Origin of the sequence: Streptomyces sp. Ru73, assembly GCF_002920575.1 — a bacterium.
GTDB lineage: Bacteria > Actinomycetota > Actinomycetes > Streptomycetales > Streptomycetaceae > Streptomyces.
In genome coordinates, this window is sequence record NZ_PQSQ01000004.1 from 59,496 (window position 1) to 82,345 (window position 22,850).

Annotated in this window: 18 protein-coding genes; all 18 read left to right on the forward strand. The window is 71.2% G+C overall.

Going from position 1 to position 22,850, the window contains the following annotated elements; genetic code table 11:
• Positions 1-489 precede the first annotated feature (489 nt).
• Positions 490-1,254 (forward strand): class I SAM-dependent methyltransferase, encoded by a 765-nt coding sequence (locus tag C3486_RS02950; protein WP_103830934.1) that lies wholly within the window; start codon positions 490-492, stop codon positions 1,252-1,254.
• A 453-nt stretch (positions 1,255-1,707) separates the two neighbouring features.
• Positions 1,708-2,541 carry an AfsR/SARP family transcriptional regulator gene (locus C3486_RS02955; RefSeq protein ID WP_103830935.1) on the forward strand — a complete coding sequence of 278 codons (834 nt, stop codon included), beginning with the start codon at positions 1,708-1,710 and terminating at the stop codon, positions 2,539-2,541.
• Between the two features lie 316 nt (positions 2,542-2,857).
• Positions 2,858-3,679 (forward strand): AfsR/SARP family transcriptional regulator, encoded by an 822-nt coding sequence (locus tag C3486_RS02960; RefSeq protein ID WP_103830936.1) that lies wholly within the window; start codon positions 2,858-2,860, stop codon positions 3,677-3,679.
• A gap of 95 nt (positions 3,680-3,774) precedes the next feature.
• Positions 3,775-4,557, forward strand: coding sequence for a thioesterase II family protein (locus C3486_RS02965; protein ID WP_103830937.1), 783 nt, complete (start codon positions 3,775-3,777; stop codon positions 4,555-4,557).
• 79 nt (positions 4,558-4,636) lie between these two features.
• Positions 4,637-4,900 (forward strand): acyl carrier protein, encoded by a 264-nt coding sequence (locus C3486_RS02970; RefSeq protein ID WP_103830938.1) that lies wholly within the window; start codon positions 4,637-4,639, stop codon positions 4,898-4,900.
• A gap of 208 nt (positions 4,901-5,108) precedes the next feature.
• The gene (locus tag C3486_RS02975) at positions 5,109-6,818 is read left to right on the forward strand and encodes an acyl-CoA dehydrogenase family protein (RefSeq protein WP_103830939.1); all 1,710 of its coding nucleotides are present in this window, start codon (positions 5,109-5,111) and stop codon (positions 6,816-6,818) included.
• Positions 6,819-6,844: 26 nt separating this feature from the next.
• On the forward strand, positions 6,845-7,735 hold the full coding sequence (locus tag C3486_RS02980; protein WP_103830940.1) for a 4'-phosphopantetheinyl transferase superfamily protein: 891 nt from the start codon (positions 6,845-6,847) through the stop codon (positions 7,733-7,735).
• A 124-nt stretch (positions 7,736-7,859) separates the two neighbouring features.
• Positions 7,860-11,297 (forward strand): condensation domain-containing protein, encoded by a 3,438-nt coding sequence (locus C3486_RS02985; RefSeq protein WP_103830941.1) that lies wholly within the window; start codon positions 7,860-7,862, stop codon positions 11,295-11,297.
• A gap of 147 nt (positions 11,298-11,444) precedes the next feature.
• Positions 11,445-11,696: a DUF6059 family protein gene (locus C3486_RS02990; protein ID WP_146074944.1), complete on the forward strand. Its 252-nt coding sequence runs from the start codon at positions 11,445-11,447 to the stop codon at positions 11,694-11,696.
• Entirely contained in the window at positions 11,693-13,261 is a 1,569-nt protein-coding gene (locus C3486_RS02995; RefSeq protein WP_103830943.1) for an acyl-CoA carboxylase subunit beta, read from the forward strand. Before C3486_RS02990 ends, C3486_RS02995 begins: the two co-directional genes overlap by 4 nt.
• A 13-nt stretch (positions 13,262-13,274) precedes the next feature.
• Positions 13,275-13,472, forward strand: a complete 198-nt coding sequence (locus tag C3486_RS03000; RefSeq protein ID WP_258052561.1) for an acyl-CoA carboxylase epsilon subunit — start codon at positions 13,275-13,277, stop codon at positions 13,470-13,472.
• Positions 13,473-13,580: 108 nt separating this feature from the next.
• Positions 13,581-13,949 (forward strand): hypothetical protein, encoded by a 369-nt coding sequence (locus C3486_RS03005; protein WP_103830945.1) that lies wholly within the window; start codon positions 13,581-13,583, stop codon positions 13,947-13,949.
• Positions 13,950-14,006: 57 nt separating this feature from the next.
• Entirely contained in the window at positions 14,007-15,425 is a 1,419-nt protein-coding gene (locus C3486_RS03010) for an FAD-binding oxidoreductase (RefSeq protein ID WP_103830946.1), read from the forward strand.
• Between the two features lie 107 nt (positions 15,426-15,532).
• Positions 15,533-16,495, forward strand: a complete 963-nt coding sequence (locus C3486_RS03015; protein ID WP_103830947.1) for a GNAT family N-acetyltransferase — start codon at positions 15,533-15,535, stop codon at positions 16,493-16,495.
• A gap of 81 nt (positions 16,496-16,576) precedes the next feature.
• Positions 16,577-18,187 carry an FAD-dependent oxidoreductase gene (locus C3486_RS03020; protein ID WP_103830948.1) on the forward strand — a complete coding sequence of 537 codons (1,611 nt, stop codon included), beginning with the start codon at positions 16,577-16,579 and terminating at the stop codon, positions 18,185-18,187.
• Between the two features lie 131 nt (positions 18,188-18,318).
• Positions 18,319-19,854 (forward strand): FAD-dependent monooxygenase, encoded by a 1,536-nt coding sequence (locus C3486_RS03025; RefSeq protein WP_103830949.1) that lies wholly within the window; start codon positions 18,319-18,321, stop codon positions 19,852-19,854.
• Between the two features lie 234 nt (positions 19,855-20,088).
• Entirely contained in the window at positions 20,089-21,120 is a 1,032-nt protein-coding gene (locus tag C3486_RS03030) for a methyltransferase (RefSeq protein ID WP_103830950.1), read from the forward strand.
• Positions 21,121-21,165: 45 nt separating this feature from the next.
• Entirely contained in the window at positions 21,166-22,770 is a 1,605-nt protein-coding gene (locus C3486_RS03035; protein WP_103830951.1) for an FAD-dependent oxidoreductase, read from the forward strand.
• Positions 22,771-22,850: the final 80 nt, after the last annotated feature.

The window sequence follows — 22,850 nt, forward strand, 5'->3', positions numbered from 1 at the left end:
TCTGTGAGCCTGCAAGCATCGTGCTGGGGCATGCCTGCGGGGGGATCGTCGCTTTCGGGCTCGACGAATCCTCTCCCTCTTTTCGTGGTGTCCCTGTCCGCTTGGCCTGACAGGTCTGTCGGGTCTGACAGAGCTGGCTTGAGTCGGTACCGTCCCAATCTGGACGGGGGATTGAATTCATGTCGGTGCGGTGGGGTGGAATGTCGGGCACGAGGCCGGTGATCCCGTTCCGCTCCACGTCGAGGTGGCGAAAAGCCATCCCCGAATCTCCGGCCGGGCCGTGGGCGCGATTCGGCAGCCGTGCCGGACGGTGAAGTGGCGGCAGCCCACACCGGAGGCGAAGGCGGCATTCGCCGGCAGGTGACCCGGCCGCCACCGCTACTGCTTCGCTCGAACCGGTATCGAAGCAGGCTGGACCCGGGTGGGAAATCACGTTTCCCTGTGGCTGAATGAGGGCGGGAAATTCGTCAGTCAGGGGAGAGCCGGGAAATGGACCGGAACATACGCAAGATGGACGATGTGCTCAGGCTCCTGGACGGTCTTTTCGCGCCGGAGGCCGACAGTTGGACGACCGACGCAGCCGCCTGGTGGGACAGCCTGTATGCGGACCGTTCCAGTCCGGTGCCCTTTTTCGCGCCGAAGCCGGACGAGAATCTGGTCCGGTACGTCGAGCGCGGACTGATCACCAAGGGGCGCGCCCTCGACCTGGGATGCGGCCTGGGCCGCAATGCTCTGTACCTCGCCGCCCTCGGCTTCGACGTGGACGCGGTCGACCTCTCGCCGGCTGCTGTCGCCTGGGCCGAGGACCGCGCCCGCGAGGCGGGGGCCGAGGTCCGCTTCCACTGCGGGGACGCCTTGGCGCTGGCCGGGGCCGGACTCGACGGCCCCTACGACCTGATCTACGACTCCAGCTGTTTCCACCACATGCCGCCGCACCGCCGCATCAGCTATCTCGACTTCCTCCACCGCGCCCTCGCCCCTGGCGGACACTTCGCGCTGACCTGCTTCGCGGCCGGAGGGATGGGATCGGAACTCGGTGATACCGAGTTCTACCGCCGGTCCGGCCTCCAGGGCGGCCTTTTCCATGGGGGCCTCGCCTACACGCCGGAGTCCCTGCGGTGGATCTTCTCCGACCTGACCGAGATCGAATTGCGCCGTATGCGTGACGAAGTGCCCGAGTCTCCCTCGTTCGGCGAGTCTTTCCTGTGGACGGCTTTGTTCCGCCGGTCTGAGCGGGTGAGTGAAGTCCGGTAGGGGCGAGTACGCACCGTGACCGTCGATCCCGGTGGAGCGGCCGCCTCCCGCCCGGCCCGACGGCCGCGCGCTGCGGGTCGTTCGCGGATGAGCCCTCGGGCGAGGCTTGGAAGAACTATGAAACGGCTCGAGGGAGACTCGAGTTGCGAAGTAGTTCAATGGCGAAGCAATATGAGGGCAGGGTCCGTGCGGGCCGCTTCCGCTGCAGGTATTGCAGAGGGAGGCCGCTGCTCCTCCAATATCTAAACGGCTCGCGCAGCGACAGGTTGATGGAAAAGAACAGGGGAGAACTTTTCGTGTTCTTTACCACCTGACGGGGAGTCGCTTATTGAGCCCATGGGTGGCGATTGACAAACCGCTTGCCTGGAATTTTACTCGGACCGGCGCTCGGACCTGGGGTCTGTCAAGACCTTTGTGCGTCACCACCGATTCATGTACGGATGGGGGAACCGCATGGACATCGAAGTGCTAGGTGTGTTAAAGGTCAGAGAAAATGGGATCTTGGTGACGCCGACCGCCCCGAAGGCCCGTCAGGTGCTGGCCATGCTCGCACTGCGCGCCGACCACCTGGTACCGGTGACCGAGTTGATAGGGGAGCTCTGGGGCGAAGAGCCGCCGCGGAGCGCACGCACCACCCTCCAGACCTACATCCTGCAGCTGCGCGAAAGGATCTCGGCCGCCCTCGCGCACGACCCGGAGGGTGCTGCACCGCGCACGGCCAAGGACGTCCTCGTCACCTCGTCCGGCGGCTACATCCTGAACACGTCGGGCGGCCGCAGTGACGTGCGAGAGTTCGAACGGCTGGCCGGAATGGGGTACCGGTCGATCGACGCCGGCGACTTCGCGGGCGCCGCACGGCGGCTGCGGGAAGCGCTGGCATTGTGGACCAGCTCTGCCCTCGCCGACGTGCATGCCGGTGGGCTGCTGGAGACGGAGGTCAAGCGACTGGAGGAGACGCGTCTCTGCGCCCTCGACCAGCGCATCGAAGCCGACCTGCGACTCGGCCGGCACCGTGAACTACTGGGTGAGCTCACCGTTCTGGTCAGCCGGTACCGCACTCACGAGACCCTGCACGGTCAGCTCATGCTGGCGTACCACCGTTCGGGCCGGCGCAGTGAGGCTCTCGACGTGTACCAGCGACTGCGCAGCACTCTGGTACGGGAATTGGGCCTCGAGCCGTCCTCGAGGCTGCGCAGGGTGCAGCAGTCGATTCTGGCGGCCGGCCCCGGAACCGCCCTGGACGCAGGATTGCTCGCGGGAGGCGAACGCCTCAGCCGAGTCGGCTGACACCGTGTGATGAGGCTTCGGGGCGACAGCGACCCCGTGGGCGACTGACGCCTGCGCGGTAAAGGCGGCGGTACAACAAGGCTCCGGTACAACAAGGCTCCGGTACAAGGGGACGCGACGTAATGCGTCTCCTTGCCGGAGCCTTGTCGCATGTCAGGGGGTGACAATTCGCGCTGGGAGGCAGGTCGAGGGGTGCTTGACATGGGCTCAAGAAATCCGGGGTGTGCCTCCCGGGGCGGTTACGGTTCCCCAAGCCGTGTCCCCTACGGACGCGGAATTCGACGAAACGTCGACAGCGGAAGGAAGGGACCGGTAAGTGAGGATCCAAGTTCTGGGGCCGCTGCGGGCCGATATCGATGGAGTATCCATTGTGCCGACGGCCGGAAAACCGCGGCAGATCCTGTCACTGCTCGGAGTGTGCCCCGGCCGTGTGATGCCGGTGTCGACACTGATGGAAGAAATCTGGGACGCTGACCCGCCGTGCAGCGCGGTCACCACATTGCAGACCTACATCCTGCAACTGAGACGCAGGCTGGGGGCTGCCATGGGGCCCGATTCACCGGCCACCGCCAAGGACCTGCTCGCCACCTCGCACGGCGGATACGTGCTGCAGGTGCCGCCGGAAAGCACGGATGTGCACCAGTACGAGCGGCTGGTGTCGTCGGGCATCGCGGCTTTCGAGGCCGGCGAGAACGAGCGTGCCGCGGAGACATTGCGCCGGGCACTGGGCCTGTGGCAGGGGAAAGCGCTGGTCGATGTGCGCGTAGGTCCCGTGCTGGCCATTGAGGCGGTCCGGCTGGAGGAGAGCAGGCTGGTCACCCTGGAGCGGCGCATCGACGCCGACCTCCGGCTGGGCCGGCACGCCGAACTCATCGCAGAGCTGCGCGAACTGATTGCCCGACAGCCGCAGCACGAAGGTCTGCACTCACAGGCCATGGTGGCGCTCTACCGCTCGGGTCGGCAGGCTGCTGCCCTCGACGTCTACCGGAAGCTGCGCATACGGCTGATCGAGGAACTGGGCGTCGAACCGTCGCCGCCGCTGCAGCGTCTGCACCAGGCGATGCTCACCGTGGACCCCGCCCTGGACATGGCTGCCGGGCCTCGGCGCAGCTCGACCTTCGACTTCTACGCCGCTTGATCCTCGCCCTGTTGTGTCCGCTTCGAGCCTTCCTCTAGGGCCATCGGTGAGCCTTGATGACGCCGGGAAGTGTGATGGGCCGAGGAGTGGCGGAGATGGCGGACACAGCACCACCCGTACGGCTGTACTGCTTCGCCCACGCGGGGGCAGGAACGTCGGCCTTCCGGAGCTGGGCACGCGGCGTGGGGCCAGGTGTCGAACCGGTCCCCGTCCTCCTGCCCGGCCGCGAGAGCCGGCGGCATGAAGCGCGGCTGACGGGCCATGACCCGCTGGTGGCAGATCTGCTGGACGGTATCGCTGCCGAGCCCGGACGGCCGTTCGTCATGTACGGGCACAGCCTGGGCGCGCTGGTGGTGCAGTGCCTTGCACAGACCATGCGGGAGAGGGCGCTGCCGCTCCCCGCGCTCATCGCCGTCGGCGCCTGCCCGCCGCCCGACGCGGCCAACGAGCTCTCCGACGTCCGGGAGAGTGCCGATGAGGACCTGATGGACCGGCTGCGGAAACTGGGACTACTGCCGGACGGGGCGGAGCACAACGGCTACTGGCGCCGGGTGGTGATGCCCGTGCTCCGGGACGACCTGCGCCTGGCACACGCACTGCGCACCGCCGCCTGCAGCGCCGTGGTCGCACCGGGGCCACTGCCGGTGCCGCTGCTCGCGGTCTCCGGGGACGGCGACCTGCTGGCTCCTCCGCGAGTCATGGCCGGCTGGCGCCGGTGGAGCACGGCGCCGGTGGCCACCCGCACCGTGTCCGGCGGCCACTTCTTCGTACGGGACGGCGCGCTGCCCCGCCTCCTGGGCCGTGCCTGCCGTGTGGTGCAGCGACTGGGCGGTACCAGCACCCCACACCCGGCGGCACACCGCTTCGCCGACCACTGAGCTGACCGGTCCACCCGGTCGGAAGGCGCCGGGCACCACAGGAGACCTGAAGGTGCCGGCACGAGAAGAGAGGTTCCTCATGCAACAGCTCGACATCGCCGCTCTGGTCACCTTGCTGCGTGACAGCTCGGGTGACAGCGAGACCAACGAGCTCAGCGGGGACGTGCTGGACGTCCCGTTCGGTGAACTCGGCTACGACTCGCTGGCGCTGCTTCAGGTCACGGGGGTCATCGAGCGCGACGCCGGCGTCACGCTGGACGACGAGGCGCTGGACGAGGCCGAGACCCCGCGGCAGTACCTCGAGGTCGTCAACCGTGTGCTGTCCGCCCGCACCGTGGCCTGATTCCACAGCATCCGCAGGGATGCCCACAGCGGCAGGGGCCCCGGGGCCCCTGCCGTTCTGTGCTGACGTGCCCGGAGGGCCTTGAGGGCAGCTACCGCCAACGTGGTTCGAACCTCGTTCCACCACGTCACGAGCGGCACGGCCGAAGGTCGTCCCAGATGCCGAGAGCCGCGGGCCGCAGGCCGCAGAGACAAGGGGGGAACCGGTCATGGAGCAGACCACCGCACAGCGCCGTGTCGCCTTGGTCGACGCGCTGCTCGGTGACCCGTACGACCCGGCGAACGCCCACGGATACCGCGCGTTCCTGGCGGCCGACCGGGACCACCGCCCGCCGGAATCCGCCGAACAACTGCTCGCGGAGGTGGGGCTGGCGGCCGAATTCGTCCCCGCCCGGTACGGTGGCGCGCTGACCAGCGCGGACCAGCTGCTCCGGATGTTGCGCCCCGTCTTCCGACGTGATGTGGCCCTCGGCTTCGGGTGCGGTCTCACCTCGCTGTTCGCCACTTCCGCCATATGGGCCGCCGGTACCGACGCACAGCGGCGCAGCACCGCCCGGCTGCTGCTCGGCGGCGGGCGGGCCACCGTCGCACACCCCGGGCTCGCCCCTGCCGGAGGTGTACTGCGCGAGGTGTTCACCGTGCGACGGCCGGCTGCCGCGAGGCTGTCTCTCAGCGGCCGGCGGGACGTCGTGATCGATGCGGCGCGAGCGGACGCCTACGTCGTCCACGCGCGCACCGCCGGTGCTCCCGGGCCCCGCGACCACTCCGTGTTCCTGCTCGCGCCCGACCGGCTCCCGGGCGACCGGCTGCACCGGCTGCCGCGGGTCGCGACAACGGGGATGCGCGCCGCGGTCTTTTCCGGGCTGCGGTTCGCCGACTGCCCGCTGCCCGGAGACGCTCTGGTGGGCGGCCTGGGGGAGGGGGCCACCCTGGCGCTGCGTACCCACCAGGTCAACCGGTGCCTGGTCGCCGGAGCCATGACCGCGGCCGTCGATCCGGTACTGCGCTCCGCCGTCAGCGCCGCCGTCGACGGGCGCGTCGGCCGGCCTGCCCGCCGCTGGTACCGCCCGCTCGCCGGCGTCTTCGGAGACCTGCTCGCCTGCGACGCCATGGCGACGGTGTGCCTGCGGGCGATGAGCCTGGTGCCCGACCGGGCCCACGTACCGTCCGTGGCAGCCGCCTACGTCGTTCCCACCCTGATCGAGGACGCTCTGGAGGAACTCTGCGCCGTCCTCGGTCAGGAAGGCCGACGGGACGGCGGCCTCGTCCACGGCATCCTCGCCAAGCTGGCGCGCGACCTGCCGGCCGTAGGGATCGGACGGGCCGGCGCCGCGTCCTGCCAGGCAGTGATCGTCCCGCAGTTGAGCACGCTGGCGGCCGGGTCCTGGCTCGTGGAGGACGAACCGCCGCCCGGCCTCTTCCGCCGCCGGACCGGGCTGCCGCCGTTGGACCACCGGCTGCTGGCGTTCGCGGGAGGCAAGGACTTCCTGGCCGCCTCTCTGGCCGGTTCCGCCGACCGGCTCGCACGCGGCCGGCCGGCCGACGGCCGGACCGCGCTGCTCGGGCGGCTGGCCGGAGAATTTCTCGGTGAACTGCGCCTCCTGCGCGAGCAGTGCGCCGGCCTGGCCACTCGGCCCGCCGCTCTGACGGGCCCGGCGGCGGGTGCCCTGAGCGAACGGTACGGGCTGGTCGTCACGGCGGCCGCCGTCCTGGGGGTATGGGAGGGCCAGGAAGGGGACGACCCGTTCCTGGCCGACCCCGGCTGGGCAGTGCTCGCGCTGTCCCGACTCGGCCGTCGGCTGGGCCGGCCGTTGCCGGAGGTACCGGACGGCTGTGTCACCGGCGTACTCGACGAACTCCTGCAGCGGCACCGGGCAGGCCGCGGCCTCGACCTCGATGGCATCGAACTCACACTGTGACGCACGAGGGAGGGGAACCCGTCCCGATGACGGCCGCGCCGCGCATCACGCCCCCCGTGCACGTGGACGGCCCGGCCGGGCCCTGGCACGAGGTCCGTGCAGGCATGCAGCAGGACGGCAACGTGGTCGTGTACGCCACTCCGGAGGAGTGGCCGGCAGCGGTCGGCACCGGACCCCGGCTGCGCCGCTTGCTCGGCCGTGACTGGCAGCGTTACCACCGCACCACCGACCCCGTGGCGCGGCGCCGGTTCGCCGCCGCCCGGCTCGTCCTCAAGTACACGGCTGCGGCCGCGCTCGGCACCGATGCCGCGGAACTGGACCTCGCCTACAAGATCGGTGGGCGTCCGTATCTGCGCGGGCTGCGCCAGGTCGACGTGGGCCTCACGCACACCGGTGGACTCATCGCGGTTGCCATCAGCCGCGCCGGCAGGATCGGTGTCGACGCGGAACCGCTCTCGCGTGCGCTGTCCTTCGATGTGCTGCACGACCGCGTGTGTTCACCCGCCGAGCGGGCCGTACTGCGGAGCCTGGACGGGCCCGAACGGACAGCCGCCATGCTGCGCCTGTGGACCTTGAAGGAGGCTTACACCAAGGCGCTGGGGCAGGGGCTGCGTCTGCGGTTCGCCGAGGTCGACTTCTCGCCCGGCCTCCGGGGAGACGTACCGGCAAGCCCGGGCGCGGGACTGTGCGCGCCGGACGGTACACCCGCCGGGCGCGGTGCGTGGGCCTTCGGCACCTACCGTGCCCTGGACCGGTATCTGATCAGCGTGGCCTGCCACGGCCCGGCACCCGGTCCCGCCGCCTGCGACCTCGTGGACGAGCGGTCCACGGCGCTGGTCTCGCGGTTGCTGTCCGGTGAGCCCTCGCCCGCGGCGCGGCCGCAGCGGCCCCGCCCGGGCCCGTTCCAGGATGTCTGACGATCCCAGGTAACGCAGTCGGAGACCCACTCGCTCGACCGGCGTCGCCGGCACACACCGACGCGCCGCGGGAGCACGAGGAGGCGCTCCGGGCACCCACCCGCACACCGACAGGAGAGGGCGCATGACCAGCAGCCGTACCGCAGAGGCGCCGATGACAGTGGTCACGGTGGGCCCGGTCCTCGAACTCCACGGCGCCCTGGACCCCGCTGTGCTGGCGAGGGCTCTCGCCTGCGTGGCAGCGCGCCATCGTGAACTGCAGACCTGGCGCATCAGTGCCGACGGTGCCGCGGAGCCCGGCGAGGACGGCGTGCTCCACGCTCACCTGGAGCGGCACGGCACCGGCCGCCACACCGTGCGCCTCGTCGGTCACCCCGAAGGGCGCCCCGCGCAACCGGCCCGGAATCTGCCTGCGGGGATGCTCGCCGACCTGCTGACCACGTCGGCCGCTTCCGTCGCCCTCGGTCCGCATCAGCGCGAGGTACTGCGTGCCGCCCGCGGCGGACCGGTCCGTGCGCACCACAGTGTGCTGCTCCGGCTGTGCCACCCCGTCGAGGAGGGAGTGCTGCGACGTGCCCTGCGCGCCGTCATCGCCGCCCACCCGATGCTGACCGCTCGTATCCCGTCGTCTCCTGACGGCCGGATGCCGCTGACCACCGCCATGGCGGACGGGGCCGGCCGGGACGATCCGCTGCGGACGGTGGAGTTCACCGACCACAGGACCTTCGAGGAGGCCGTCGCCGCGACCCGCCGGAGCCTGTCTCCGCATACCGGGGTGCTGCTGCGTGCCCTGCTCGCCCGGGGCCGCGGCGCGGGGCTGCCGGCCGACGGCGACCTGCTCTTCGTCGCCGTGCATGACCTCGCCGCCGACATGGCGTCCTGGCGCGTCCTCCTGGAAGACCTGGACGCGGCGCTGACCGCGCTCGCAGCCGGCATGACACCGGGCCCGGAGAGTGACGCCGGCCGGTTCGAGGAGTGGGCCGAACGGCTGGACGCGTCATCCCCCGGTTCCGAAGAGTTCACCCGCGCCGGTGCTGCCGCCGATGACGAGACCGCCGCCGCACGCCGGTCCGCCCCCACGGCCGAGCGGCCGCGCGTGCGCCGTACCGGCTTCGTCCTGCCGGTGGCGGAGACCGCGGTGCTCACCGAGGTCCTTCCGGCCCGGTACGGACTCTCGGTCGCCGAAGTGCTGGCGGGGGCGTGCGGCCAGGCTCTGGCCCGCTGGGGCGGGACCCACGACATCGTCCTTCACATGCGCACGGACGGGCGGGACGGGCTCCCGGGACACGCACGCGCCGTCGGCCCGTACACCCGCGTACGCGCCCTGCGGTTCGACAGCGACCGGCACTTGGCACCCGGCCGCTACCTTGCCGCCGTCGTGCCCGCGCTCGCCGGTGGGGGTGGCCCTTCCGGCTCCTTCCGGGCCGTCGCTCCACCGCCCGGCGGCCCGTGCGGTGTGCCGGTTTGCTTCACCCATCACTCACCGGCACAACTGCTGTCGCCCGGCGAGCACTTCACTCTTGCTGCCGACGCCCCGAACCGGCGGCCCGAGCCGGCCGGCAGCGCGTCCGTGTACGGAATGGAGATCTCCAGCCATGTCGAGGACGGCGAACTGCACGTACGGACCGAGTCCTTTCCCCGCCCGTCCGAGGACAGCGCCGACTCACGTGCCGACGCCCTGAGCGGCCACCTGCGCACCGTACTGGAGGCGCTGGCGGCCGGCGGGGAGAGCGGGACCCCCGTGCCCTTCGCCGGACCGGCCATCTCCGCCACGCCCCGCCAGCGTGAACTGCTCGCCCGGTCCCTGGACCGGCCCGGCGCGGGACACCACGTCGAACAGCTGCACTGGACCTGGCACGGACCGCTGGTCCACGAGAGGTTCACCGCCGCGTGGCAGGCCGTGTTCGACAACGAGGCACTCCTGCGTGCCGCCTTGGACCGCAGTCACGCACGGATCGTGCTGCACGGCCGGGCCACCGCCGAGATTCTGCGGTTGTCGCACACCGATGTCAGCTGGCCCCGGCTGCTGGAGCGCGACCGCTGCCGCGGGATCGACCCGCACCGTCCCGGAGCCTTGCGCATCACCCTGTTCGACGACCGGCCGGCCAACGGTGGAGCGGTGGACACCACACGGGTCCTGCTCACCTACCACCACGCGCTCGTCGACAGCCGGAGCGTCCAGCTGCTGCTGCGCGAGTTCTACCGCGCCTATCTCGACGACGGCCGCTCGTCCGGGGGCGAGCGACGCCCCGACCTGCGCGACTATGCCCACTGGCTCAGCGGGCAGGACCACTCGCCGGCACGGCAGTTCTGGTCCCGCGCGGGCTGGCGGCCCGGGGCGGCACTGCACCCCGCCCGCGTCGGGGCGCCCACCGGACTCACCGGCCCCGGACGCACCTCACGGCGGCTGTTACGCCCCGAGGCGGTGCGACTCGCCCGCTGGGCCGCCTCGTGGGGCGTCACCGAGTCCACTGTGCTCCAGGCCGCCTGGGCCCTGCTGCTGCACCGTGCCACCGGTGCCACCGGCCCGACCACGGTGAGCTTCGGGGTGTCGGTGGACGGCCGGGGCATCCCTCTGGAGGGCATTGAGCACCTGCCCGGGCCGCTGGCGGGCATGCTGCCGATGACCGTCGGCGTCGACCCGGCGTCCAATGTGCCCCAACTGCTGACGGCCCTGCGGGACAGGGCCCTCGACATGTCGGCGTACGAATGGGTGAGCACGGAGCACATCCGCCGCTGGAGCGGCTGCCCGGCCGGTGCCAGCCTCTTCGGCACCGCTCTCGTACTCGATTCCCCTCAGCGCCTGCCGGACCACCTCGTGGCCGGACTGGCGGCGCACGGCATCCGGGTCGGGCCGCCGCAGAGCACCGGCGTCCCCAGCGCGCTGCCGCTGAGGCTGATCGCCTCCTTCGACCACCTCGGGAATCTGGTGGTGACCACGGACTACGACCGCGGCCGTCTCGACGACGCCGAGGCGGCGAAGATCCTCGCTCAGGGCATGCAGCTGCTGCGGGAGCTCACCCACCGTGCCGACGGCGCCAGGTCCATCGCCTCGGTGCTGGAGGTCTTGCGCGGCGCCGGCCTTCCCCGGATGGCGGCGGAGGGGGCGAGGCGGGACCACGGCCCGCTCACCGAACTGCGCGCGGGAGAAGGGCCGGCCGCCGGGGCAGTGTGTCTGATCCCGCCGCCGGGCACGACGCACGCCTGCTACAGCGCGCTCGTCACGTGCCACACCGGCCCTGCCCAGCTGCTCGCCCTGCGCTCGGCGGACGAACAGCCCCACGCGGCGGCCGAGGCACTGCGTACCGTACTGGCGCCGGGCCGCCCCCTCCTGCTGGCCGGCTGGACGGGCAGCGGGCATGCCGCGCACGAGATAGCCCGGTGCGTCACGGCCGGGGAGGCGATGACCGGTCCGCTCGTGGTGACGCACGGCGCCGGCCCGGCCGACGCAGAAGGCCTGGCACGTGTGCTCATGCGCCTGACCAAGGAGCTGAGCGGGGCCGGCCGACCGGACGGAGCCGGCCGATGCCCGGCGGACCACGGGCGGGAAGCGGACCGATGAGTACGCCGCGGAACGCCCTGGCGCGCCCACGGCGCCCGCACGTGGGCGCGCCACGCCCTCGAGCGGGTCTCCAAGTGCTCTTGAGCCCTATGGAAGACCGTTGGCCGAGTGCGCCGTCGCGCACCACGAGCATGAGGAGGCCGGTCCATGCCCAGATGGACGACCAGGTCCTCGGGTTTCCGGTCGGTGGCTGCCGCCGTCCTGCGGTGGACCGGCCGGATGCTGGCCACGTCCGGGGCCATGTGGCTCCCCGTCGACCTTCCCGGTGACCCGGCCGCGGAACGGACGCTGTCCCAGCCTCCGCCGGGCCACCCGGAGCAGTTCTGCCCGGACACACCGCTCAGCCCGGTGGAACAGGACCTGGCACGCCGGCTGTCGAACTCCAAGGAGAGCGCGTGAGCACCGAGACCGAGGGCTCCGTACGGGAGCGATTGGACGAACTGGCCCAGCTGAAGGAACTGGCCGAGCGAGGCCCTGACGAACAGGCCACCGCCCGTCAGCACGCCAAGGGCAAGCTGACCGCCCGTGAACGCATCGACCTGCTGCTGGACGAGGGGTCGTTCCACGAGATCGAGGCCCTGCGCAGACACCGCGCGACCGGTTTCGGACTGGAGGACAAACGCCCCCACACCGACGGCGTGATCACCGGCTGGGGCACTGTCCACGGCCGAACCGTCTTCGTCTACGGCCATGACTTCCGCATCTTCGGCGGTGCGCTCGGCGAGGCCCACGCCCAGAAGATCCACAAGGTGATGGACCTGGCGCTGGCAGCCGGTGCTCCCCTGGTCTCCCTCAACGACGGTGCCGGGGCCCGCATCCAGGAGGGTGTCACCGCGCTCGCCGGCTACGGCGGCATCTTCCAGCGCAACACCCGGTCCTCCGGCGTGATCCCGCAGATCTCCGTGATGCTCGGCCCCTGCGCGGGCGGCGCCGCCTATTCACCCGCCCTCAGCGACTTCGTGTTCATGGTCCGCGAGACCTCGCAGATGTTCATCACCGGACCGGACGTTGTCAGGGCCGTCACCGGAGAGGAGGTCAGTCAGGACAGCCTCGGCGGGGCGGACGTCCACGCGTCCGTCTCCGGTGTCGCGGCCTTCGCCTACGACGAAGAGGCCGCCTGCCTGGAGGACGTACGCTTCCTGCTGAGCCTGCTGCCGTCCAACAACCGCGAGACGGCGCCCCGTCAGCCCTCGGCGGACCCGGCCGGCCGGCTCACCGAGGCGCTGCGGGAGATCGTTCCCGTCAGCGGCAATCAGGCGTACGACATGCGCGCGGTCGTCGAGGAGATCGTCGACGACGGCGAGTACTTCGAGATCCAGCCGGACTGGGCGACCAACATCGTCTGTGCACTGGTCCGCCTCGACGGTCATGTCACGGGCGTCGTCGCCAACCAGCCCGCCGCCTTCGCCGGGGTCCTCGACATTCACGCGAGTGAGAAGGCAGCGCGCTTCGTGCAGTTCTGCGACGCCTTTTCCATCCCCCTGGTGACCCTCGTCGACGTCCCCGGGTTCCTGCCGGGCGTGGACCAGGAACACGGCGGCATCATCCGGCACGGTGCCAAGCTGCTGTACGCGTACTGCAACGCGACCGTCCCGCGGGTGCAGCTGATCCTGCGCAAGGCCTACGGCGGCGCGTACATCGTCATGGACTCCCGCTCCATCGGCGCGGACATCTCGCTGGCGTGGCCGTCCAACGAGATCGCGGTGATGGGCGCCGAGGGAGCCGCGAACGTGATCTTCCGGCGGGAGATCGCCGCCGCCGACGACCCGGAGGCCGTACGGGGACAGAAGATCAAGGAGTACCGGAGCGAGCTGATGCACCCCTATTACGCCGCGGAGCGCGGGCTGGTGGACGACGTGATCGACCCCGCCGAGACCCGCTCGGCGCTCATCGGCGCGCTCGGGATGCTGCGGTCGAAGTATGCGGAGATGCCGTCGCGCAAGCACGGCAACCCGCCGGTATGACGGGGAGTGGGACGTGAACCTGTGGCGGATCGTCAGCGGCAGCCCCCGCGCGGAGGAGACCGCCGCCCTCACCGTGGTACTGACGGCCTTCCTGGCCGAACGCGCCGCGGCGGCGGCAGCGGCGGCCAGCGAGGAGCCGATCCGGTCCGCCGGCTGGCATCGCGCACACCGCAACCCGCACCGGCCGCCGGGGACCTGGCGCAGCAGGTGACCCTGTCCTCGCTGTGTGCTGCAGGACCGTTCGAGTACCACTCCAGCGCGCGGTGACACCTTATCGACGGCACACGACGCAACCGAGAACCACGTCAGGAGCATCGACATGAACGACGCGCGGCTGGTCGGAACCTGGACCACGGAGCTGGAGGACGACGGCAAGTCCGTGTTCGGACTGGCGTCCTTCACAAGTGACGGCGGTGTCACCTGCTACCAGGCCAACGCCAAGAACATCGGCCTGGGCAACTGGGAGAGCACCGGCGCGGACTCCTTCCACTACAACTTCCACATCATCGCCGTCAGCCCGGAGGGGGAGCACGTCGGGGAGGCGCACGTGTTCGTCAGCGGCGAGTTCGTCTCCGACGACCGCTGGGAGGGCACCGGGGGCGCCAACTTCTACTCGCCCACGGGCACACTGCTGCGCGGCCACGAGGGCTCCAAGGTCTCAGCGCACAAGTTCGGCATCGACAAGTAACCGGACGACGCACCCGCCTCGTACCCCGGACCGGCACGTTACGGAGGACAGAATCCCATGCTGCGGGACCAACTCAAGGGCGAGCTCGTACTCCCGTCCGACCCGGGTTACCAGCTGGCCAAGCAGTTGCAGAACACCGAGTACGACCGGATCGCGCCGCGCGCCGTCGCCTACTGCGAGTCCCAGGAGGACGTCGTCGCCTGCGTGCGGCACGCCCGGGAGACCGGCGTCGCGGCGCACGTCCGCGGTGGGGGACACAGTTACAACGGCTGGTCCACCGGCCCTGGCCTGGTCATCGACGTCTCCCGGATGAACCACGCGGTCGCCGACGGTCCTACCGTGCGTATCGGCGGAGGCGTGCAGTCCCTCGATGCGCTCGACGTCCTCGAACCGCAGGGCCGCCAGATCATCAGCGGTACCTTTCCCACCGTCGGCCAGGGAGGATTCCTGACCGGCGGCGGACTTGGCTGGCAGACACGCAAGTTCGGCGTCGGCTGCGACCGGATCGTCTCCGCGCGGGTCGTCCTCGCCGACGGCCGCGTCGTCCTGGCATCCGCTGACGAGCATCCGGACCTGTACTGGGCGCTGCGTGGTGGCGGCGGTGGGAACTTCGGCATCGTCACCGAATTCGAGCTGCGCCCCATCGACGCCCCGCGGCTGACCGGTTTCGAAACCCTGTGGTCGTACGAGGACGCGGCCGATGTGCTGGTCGCCTGGCAGGCCTGGGCCGTGGCGGCCTCCGATGACCTCGGCACCTCCCTGGTCGTGCTGCCCGGAATGTTCGGGCCGGGCGGCAAGCCGGTCGTGAAGATCTGGGGCGTGCACCACGGGACCCCCGGGGAACTGGAGAGAGCCCTCGACGAGCTCACCGAGCGCACCTGCACCAAGCCCATGCACCGCGAGGTCGGCGCACCCGGCCGGTACGCCGACGTGATGCACGAGGCGCTGTGCGGCTCCAAGACCGTTCAGCAGTGCCATCGCACCGGGACCCACCCCGACGCGATCGGCCACCGCCACCCTTACACCCGGCAGGCTTACCGGCTCACCGGGCGGCCGGCCGGCCGTGGCGAGGCCGAGGCCCTGCTGACGGCGTGGAACCCGGACCTGGACGGTGAGCGCTACCTCCTGTGCATGGCGCTGGGCGGCGCCGCCAACCGCGTCGACCGCACCGCGAGCGCTTACGTGCACCGCGACGCCCAGTTCCTGACCGGCTTCCAGATCGCCACGCGTGACGAGGAGTCGGCCGCCCGGAAGCCGCGCGAGTACGACGAGTGGGCCGACCGGTGCGGCGCGGCCCTCGCCCCGCTCGCGACCGGCTCGTACATCAACTTCCCCAGCTCCCGGGTGCCGGCGGACTGGGAGAGCGATCACTACGCCGAGAACGCCCCGCGGCTGCGTACCGTGAAACGGGCCTACGACCCCGACGGCTTCTTCCGGCACGCGCAGAGCATCGGCGAGGCGGCACCGGCCGGCTGAGCACGACGCCCCGGCGTGCGGCCGTGGCCCGGGTCCGGGGATGCGCGGTACCCCGGACTCGAGCCGCGCTCCACGGCCGTCCGACCGCCGCCGAGAACCATGAGCACATGGACATCCGCAGCCTTGACGGCGACGACCCGACCACCATCTCCCTCCTCCTCCCGGGCTTCCAGGAGACGATGCGCCTCGAACTGCCCGATGACCCGCCCGTCTCGGCGGCCCTGCTGGCTCGGCTGCTGCAGCGCCGGCACGGCGCGGACCGGATGCTCCTGGCCGCATTCGACGGTGACCGGCCCGTCGGCTGCACCAAGCTCGGCCTCGACCTCGGCGACCCGACCGGACCGGGCCACGGCTCGCTCTGGGTCTTCCCCTCCTTCCGCCGCCGCGGCGCCGGAACTGCCCTGGTGGACGCCGCCCGCGCCGAACTGCGCGCCCGCGGCCGCAGCCACCTCGTCATCGACGCCCCGGACACCACCGCCGCCGCGGCCTTCGTCTCCGCGTGCGGCGCGGAACTCCGGGGCACCAACCTGCGCAATCGTCTCTTCCTGCGCGGCCCGGGCCGCGCAGAACTCGACGGACTCGCCGACCGTGCGGTCGCCGGCCATCGCTTGGAGCAGTGGACCGACCGCTGTCCGGACGAGCTCGTCGACTCCTACGCCCGCGCCTGGGGCGCTCTGGACGTACCGGTCAACGGCCAGGCGCAGGTGCGCACTCCCGCCGCCGCGGACGTCCGCGCGCGCGAGGCCGAGAGCGAACGGGCCGGACACCGGCAGTACGTGAGCGCCGCTGTCGACGCGGAGACCGGCGAGGTCGCCGGGTACGCCACCCTCTTCGTCCGGGACAGCCCCATGGCCGACGCGGGGGAGACGCTCGTGCTCGGCGACCGGCGCCGCCGGGGCCTGGGCACTTGGCTCAAGGCGAACCTGCTGGCCCGGGCCGCCCGCGAGAACGACGGCCTGGCCCTGGTGCAGGCCTGGAACGACGTGCGCAACGACGCCGTCGTCGCGCTCAACCGCCGGCTCGGATTCCGGGCGGACAGCGCCTGGTCGACGTACGCCGTCAGGGCCTGACCGTCCGAGCCGGGTTCGAGTCCAGGTCCACCGGCCGCTGCCACGATCGGCACGGTCAGCTCAGTGCGAGAGGGGTTCTTCGTGAGTAACAGCGGCAGACACGTACTGATCGTCGGCGGCAGCCTCGTCGGCCTGTCCACCGCGGTCTTCCTCGCCCACCACCACGTGTCCTGCACCGTGGTCGAACGCCATCCCGGTACTTCGGTTCATCCCCGTGCGGTGGGGTACTACCCGCGCACCGCTGAACTCCTGCGCATGGTCGGGGTCGAGGAGGCCGCGAAGGCGGCCGCGTCCGGGTTCGAGAAACACAGGACCCGCGCCGGCGTGGTCTCGCTCGCCGGCGAGCTCCTCTTCAGCCAGGAGGAGCTGGCGGGCGGTGACGAGCTCGCGGACCTGACCCCGTCCAAGCTCCTGCTGCTGCCCCAGGACCGGCTGGAGCCCCTCCTCCGGGCACGTGCCGAGAAGCTCGGCGCCGACCTGCGCTTCGGCACCGAGCTGGTCTCCTTCACCCAGGACGGCGATGGCGTCACCGCCGTGGTCAAGGACGCCGAGGGCACGGAGACGACCCTGTGCGCCGACTACCTGGTGGCCGCCGATGGGCCGCGCAGCAGCGTCCGGGAATCCCTCGGCCTCGGACGCGAGGGCCGCGGGGTCCTGTCACGGCACGTCAGCATCGCCTTCGGCGCCGACTTCAGCAGCGTCCTCGGGGACCGCCGTTACAGCGTCGTACATGTCAAGAACGACACGGTGACCGGCATCCTCGTGCACGACGACACCCTCACCGAGGGCACCCTGATCGTCGGTTACGACCCCGGGAAGGGCGAGAGCCTCGACGACTTCACCGACTCCCGCTGCGCCGAGCTGGTCTCCGCCGCGATCGGCTCGGACACGGTCGAGGTCACCATCCGCTCCCGCTTCCCCTGGGACATGGCTGAGCTCGTCACGGAAAGGTTCGTCCAAGGCAGGGTGCTGATCGCGGGCGATGCCGCCCACCAGATCCCGCCCACCGGCGGATACGGCGCCAACACCGGCATCGCCGACGCCTGCAACCTGGCCTGGAAGCTGGCCCTCGTCACCCAGGGCGTCGCGGGCCCCGGCCTGCTCGACACCTACGACGAAGAGCGTCGGCCGGTGGGGGCCTACACGGCGCGTCAGGGCTCCCTCCAGCTCGCGGTGCGTTCCGGCACGGCGACCCCGGAGCAGCAGGCCGCCACCGATGACGCGATGACGGTGACGATGGGCCAGGCCTACCGCTCCGGTGCGTTCGTCCGCGAGGCGGCAGCGGAGCCGCTGCCGCTGACCAACGACCCGCGGTCCCTGCACGGCGAACCCGGCACCCGCGCCCCGTACGTGGTGCTGGACCGGGAGGGGGCGCCGGCGGCCACACTGGACCTCTTCGGCGCGGGCTTCGTCCTGCTGGCCGGGCGGGACGGCGGATCCTGGGGAAAGGCGGCCGCTTCGGCCGGTTCCGCGACCGGTGTGGACATCGCCTTTCACCACATCGCGCCGACCGCCGGGCACGCTCCCGCCGACCGGCGGGAGAGCTGGGAGGACGCCTACGGCGTGGCTGCCGAGGGTGCCGTCCTGGTCCGTCCGGACGGCATCGTCGCCTGGCGGTCGCCGGCCTCCGTTTCCGCCGCTGGACAAGGTGCGGCGCTCGAAGCGGTGCTGCGTCGGATCCTGGCGCGCTGAGCAGCGTCTCCTGACCGTCGCGCGCAGGTGGCCGGACGCGGCGTCCGACGCCGGCCGAGCATGTAAGTGTAGATGTCAACTCCTCGACGGCAAGCGCGGCTTGGCCTCGAGTTCTCTCCGGAAGGACCGCAATGCCGGACACTCAGGACTTCGACTTCGATGTCCTTGTCGTCGGCGGAGGACCGGTGGGCATGCTGATCGCCTCCGAGCTCCGTATCGCCGGCGTCAAGACGGCCGTGCTGGAACGTCTCACCGAGCGCACGCCCCACTCCAAGGCGTTCGGCCTGCACGCACGTTCGCTGGAGTCGCTGGACCGCCGCGGTCTCGCCGAGCGTTTCCGCGACGGCGCCCGCTCGTGGAACAACGGCCACTTCGCCGGCCTCGACGTCTGGGTCGACTTCGCTCTGCTCGACAGCGCCCACAACTATGCGCTGCTCTCCGAGCAGACCCGCACCGAGCGTCTGCTGGAGGAGCACGCCCTGGAGCTGGGCACCGACATCCGCCGAGGCCACGAGGTGACCGCGGTGCGCCAGGACGAGAACGGCGCTGAGGCCGACGTCACGGGACCCGGGGGCGCGTACACCCTGCGCGCCCGGTACCTCGTCGGCACCGACGGCGGCCGCAGCCTGGTCCGCAGGTCAGCGGGGATCGGCTTCCCCGGCACAGGGGGCCGCGTCACCGCGCGCCTGGCCGATGTCGTCCTCGCCGACCGTGAGAAGGCGCCAATGGGCATGGAGCGCACGGAGCGCGGCCTGCTCTTCTGCGTGCCGCTGGACGAGACGTACCACCGCGTCGCCACCTTCGATTTCGAGAAGGGCAAGGAGCCGGGCTCCGAGCTGTCGCTGGCGGAGTTCACCGAGAGCCTGCGCGAGGTATGGGGCGACGACCTCGGCGCCGCCGAGCCGCGCTGGCTGTCCTGGTTCACCGACTCCGCCTGCCAGGCCGAGCGCTACCGTGAGGGCCGTATCTTCCTGGCGGGCGATGCCGCACACACCCACTTTCCCGTGGGCGGCCAGGGCGTCAACCTCGGCCTCCAGGACGCCTTCAACCTCGGCTGGAAGCTCGCTGCCGAGGTCAACGGCTGGGCGCCCGAGGGACTGCTCGACACGTACGACAGGGAACGGCAGGAGCCCGCGCGCAACGTGCTGTCCAACACGCGGGCCCAGATCGCGCTGATGAACCCCGACCCGTACGTCACCCAGCTCCGCGAGCTGTTCCAGGACCTGATGGCCAAGGACCAGGTGAACCGGCACATCGCGGAGATGCTCAGCGGCGTGCGGGTCCGCTACGGCCTGGAGGGTGCCGAGCACCGTCTGCTCGGCGACTTCGCACGTGACCTGACGCTGAGGACCGAGGAGGGCAGCGACACCCTTCCGAAGTTCTTGCGCGGGGGCGGCTTCGTCCTGCTCGACCTGGCCGGTGTCCCCGAGGTCTCCGAGACGTTCGGGGAGTGGGCGGCACCGCAGGAACGGTCCGACCGTGTCAGGCGCGTCGTGGCGACGTGCGAGGAGGAGCCCGAGCTGGCGGGTGTCCTCGTCCGCCCCGACGGTTATGTCGCCTGGGCCGCGGACCGGTCCGCTCCCGGCGCGGAGATCGCGGCGGGCTTGCGGGCGGCCCTGGCCGCCTGGGCCGGCACCACCGGGCCCGCCCGGCGCGTCGTGGAGTAAGCACGGCAGGTCCTGGACGAGCTGCTGAGCAGGCGGCCGGCCCGCCCCCACCGGAGGCGGGCCGGCCGCCTTTCCGGCATGTGTCCCGCGGTCCCACCCAGGGGGCGCGCCGCGGAGCCGATCTTTCGCCGTGCACGGCACGACGTTGCAGGCCGCTTCGAGTGGGACTCCACGCGCACCGGCCATCGTCGGGGGAAGACCTGTGCGGTCCCAGAAGCTTGCTAGGAGGCTTGCGTGACAACGAGCGATGTCCGTACGACGGCTGTGGCGGTCGACCCCGGCCCGCTGATCAAGCTGACCATCGCGGACTGTGCGGCCAAGGTGCTGCACAGTGCCGTGACGCTCGGCGTCTTCCGTGTCTGCGCCGAGCAGCCCGCCGACGCGGACCACATCGCCGCCGCGACCGGTCTGCACCCGCGCATGGCCGCCGATTTCCTGGACGCGCTGGCCGGGCTCGGCCTGCTCGAACGCAGCGGGGACCACTACGGCAACGCACCGCTGGCTCAGGCGTACCTCGTGCCCGGCACCGCCACCTACCTCGGTGGTTTCGTCGAGCTGACCAACGAGACGCTCTACAGCACGTGGGGCCGGCTCACCGAGGCCCTGACCACCGGTGCCCCGCAGCACCTCGACCCTGACAAGGGCGGCTTCGTCGGCGACAAGCACAAGGACCCGGAGAAGATGAAGCGCTTCTTCGCCGGCCTCGACGCATACAGCGACCGGATGGGCACCGAGCTCGCGGGCCGGATCGACTGGAGCCGCCACGCCTCCGTCCTCGACCTCGGGGGTGCGCGCGGGAACCTCGCCTCCGTACTGGTCGTGGAACATCCGCATCTGACCGCCGGCGTGTTCGACCTCGAGCGCACCCGTCCGCTGTTCACCGAGCACACTGCCCGCCTGGGCCTCGGCGACCGGATCGCGTTCACCGGCGGCGACTTCTTCACGGACGACATTCCCAAGGCCGACGTCATCGTGCTCGGCCACATCCTGCACGGCTTCGACACCGACCGGCGCCAGGAACTGCTGCGCCGCGTCCACGCCTCCGTCAACCCCGGCGGGCAGGTCCTCGTCTACGACCGGATGATCGACGATGAGCGCCGGGACGCCGAGCGCCTGCTGTCCAGCCTCCACATGCGTCTGGTCAGCCCCGACGGCTCCGAGTACCGCGTCGGGGACCTGCGCGGCTGGCTGCGCGAGGCCGGCTTCACCGACAGCGCCGCGGAGCCGCTGCTCGGCACTCACACGCTGGTGACCGCGGTCCGATGACCGTCCGGACCTGAGCCGCCCGCCCCGACCACTTAAGGAATCACCATGAGCCAGGAGAAGGTGCCCGTACTCATCGTCGGTGGCGGCCTCGCGGGCCTGTCCGCTGCCGTGTTCCTCGCCCACCACGGAGTGCGGGCGACTCTGGTGGAGCGCCACCCCGGCACCTCCACGCACCCCAAGGCCCGTGCCATCAACCCCCGCACGATGGAGCTCTACCGCGCCGTCGGCATGGCGGAGCGCGTCAAGGCCGGACGTTCACCGATCTCCGGGAACACCGACCTGGTGCACGTCGAGACCCTGGCCGGCAACGAGCGGGTCAGGATGCCCAACGCCTCCGTCGAGGACATCAGCCGGATCAGTCCCGCCCAGTGGACCCTGATCGACCAGAACCAGCTCGAGCCGATCCTGCGCGAGCGGGCCGAGGAGGTCGGCGTCGACCTGCGCTTCCACACCCGCCTCGACGCCGCCACCGAGGACGCGGACGGAGTGACCGCCACCCTCACCGACCTCGGTACCGGTACGAGCTGTGAGCTGCGTGCCGAGTACGTCGTCGCGGCCGACGGCAGCCGCAGCCCCGTACGTGACCTGCTGGGCGTCGGCGCCCACGGGCGTGGCACCCTCACCAACCTGGTGAGCTTCTTCTTCGACGCCGACCTGGAGCAGGCGCTGCGCGGCCGGAAGATCATCGCCGCGTACGTCAACAACCCCGAGGTACGCGGCACGATCATCCCGATCGACAACGACCGCAAGTGGGTCATCAACGTCTCCTTCTTCCCGGAGAAGGGACAGAGCGCCGACGACTTCACCCCGCAGCGCTGCGTCCAACTGGTCCGGGCCGCGGTCGGCGTCCCCGACCTGCCGCTGACGATCGAGTCGGTCAACATGCCGGCCTGGGACATCTCGGCGCGCGTCGCCGACACCTTCACCGCCGGCCGCTTCCTCATCGCCGGTGACGCCGCCCATGTCATGCCGCCCACCGGGGCCTTCGGCGCCAGCACCGGCATCCAGGACGCCTACAACCTGGCCTGGAAGCTGAGCCTCGTGCTGAGCGGCAAGGCGGGCCCCGCGCTGCTCGACACCTACGACGCCGAGCGCCGTCCGGTCGCCGAGGAGACGGTGCGTCAGGCGATGCTGCGGTTCGCCGTCCGTGAGGGCAGACAGCTCCAGGACGTCGCCGACGACCTGGTCGACGAGACCACGATGACCTTCGGGTACGCCTACCCGGCGGGGGCCTTCGCCGGCGAGGACCCGACGCTGTGGACGGTCACCGAGGATCCGGACAAGCCCAGTGGCCGGCCCGGTTCCCGCGCCCCGCACGTGGTCATCGAGGGAACACACGGCCCGTTCTCCACCATCGACCTCTTCTCCGTCGGTTTCACTCTGCTGACCGCCGGCCCCGCCGCTCCCTGGGGTGCCGCGGCCGCGGCCGCTCGCGAGCTCGGCCTGGTGCTGAGGGTCCACGGCATCGGCCAGGGCGGCGACTACACCGACACCGAGGGCGTCTTCACTCAGCGGTACGGCCTCTCCGAGGGCGGCGCGGTGCTGGTCCGGCCCGACGGCTTCGTCGCCTGGCGGTCGCGGAGCGGCCCCGAAGGAGACGTCGGGCAGACCGTGACCGCCCTGCTGCGTCAGCTCCTCGCCCTGGACTGACCAGGCATCACCGGCCGGTGGAAACGACTCGGCGCGCCTCCCGGAAGCGGGTGGCGCGCCGAGTCGTCGTGGCCGGCCGG

Bases quoted from the DNA above. Each gene is read 5' to 3' on its own strand.
- C3486_RS02950 (WP_103830934.1), top strand. From the start codon at position 490: ATGGACCGGAACATACGCAAGATGGACGATGTGCTCAGGCTCCTGGAC.
- C3486_RS02955 (WP_103830935.1), top strand. From the start codon at position 1,708: ATGGACATCGAAGTGCTAGGTGTGTTAAAGGTCAGAGAAAATGGGATC.
- C3486_RS02965 (WP_103830937.1), top strand. From the start codon at position 3,775: ATGGCGGACACAGCACCACCCGTACGGCTGTACTGCTTCGCCCACGCG.
- C3486_RS02970 (WP_103830938.1), top strand. From the start codon at position 4,637: ATGCAACAGCTCGACATCGCCGCTCTGGTCACCTTGCTGCGTGACAGC.
- C3486_RS02975 (WP_103830939.1), top strand. From the start codon at position 5,109: ATGGAGCAGACCACCGCACAGCGCCGTGTCGCCTTGGTCGACGCGCTG.
- C3486_RS02980 (WP_103830940.1), top strand. From the start codon at position 6,845: ATGACGGCCGCGCCGCGCATCACGCCCCCCGTGCACGTGGACGGCCCG.
- C3486_RS02985 (WP_103830941.1), top strand. From the start codon at position 7,860: ATGACCAGCAGCCGTACCGCAGAGGCGCCGATGACAGTGGTCACGGTG.
- C3486_RS02990 (WP_146074944.1), top strand. From the start codon at position 11,445: ATGCCCAGATGGACGACCAGGTCCTCGGGTTTCCGGTCGGTGGCTGCC.
- C3486_RS03005 (WP_103830945.1), top strand. From the start codon at position 13,581: ATGAACGACGCGCGGCTGGTCGGAACCTGGACCACGGAGCTGGAGGAC.
- C3486_RS03010 (WP_103830946.1), top strand. From the start codon at position 14,007: ATGCTGCGGGACCAACTCAAGGGCGAGCTCGTACTCCCGTCCGACCCG.
- C3486_RS03015 (WP_103830947.1), top strand. From the start codon at position 15,533: ATGGACATCCGCAGCCTTGACGGCGACGACCCGACCACCATCTCCCTC.
- C3486_RS03025 (WP_103830949.1), top strand. From the start codon at position 18,319: ATGCCGGACACTCAGGACTTCGACTTCGATGTCCTTGTCGTCGGCGGA.
- C3486_RS03035 (WP_103830951.1), top strand. From the start codon at position 21,166: ATGAGCCAGGAGAAGGTGCCCGTACTCATCGTCGGTGGCGGCCTCGCG.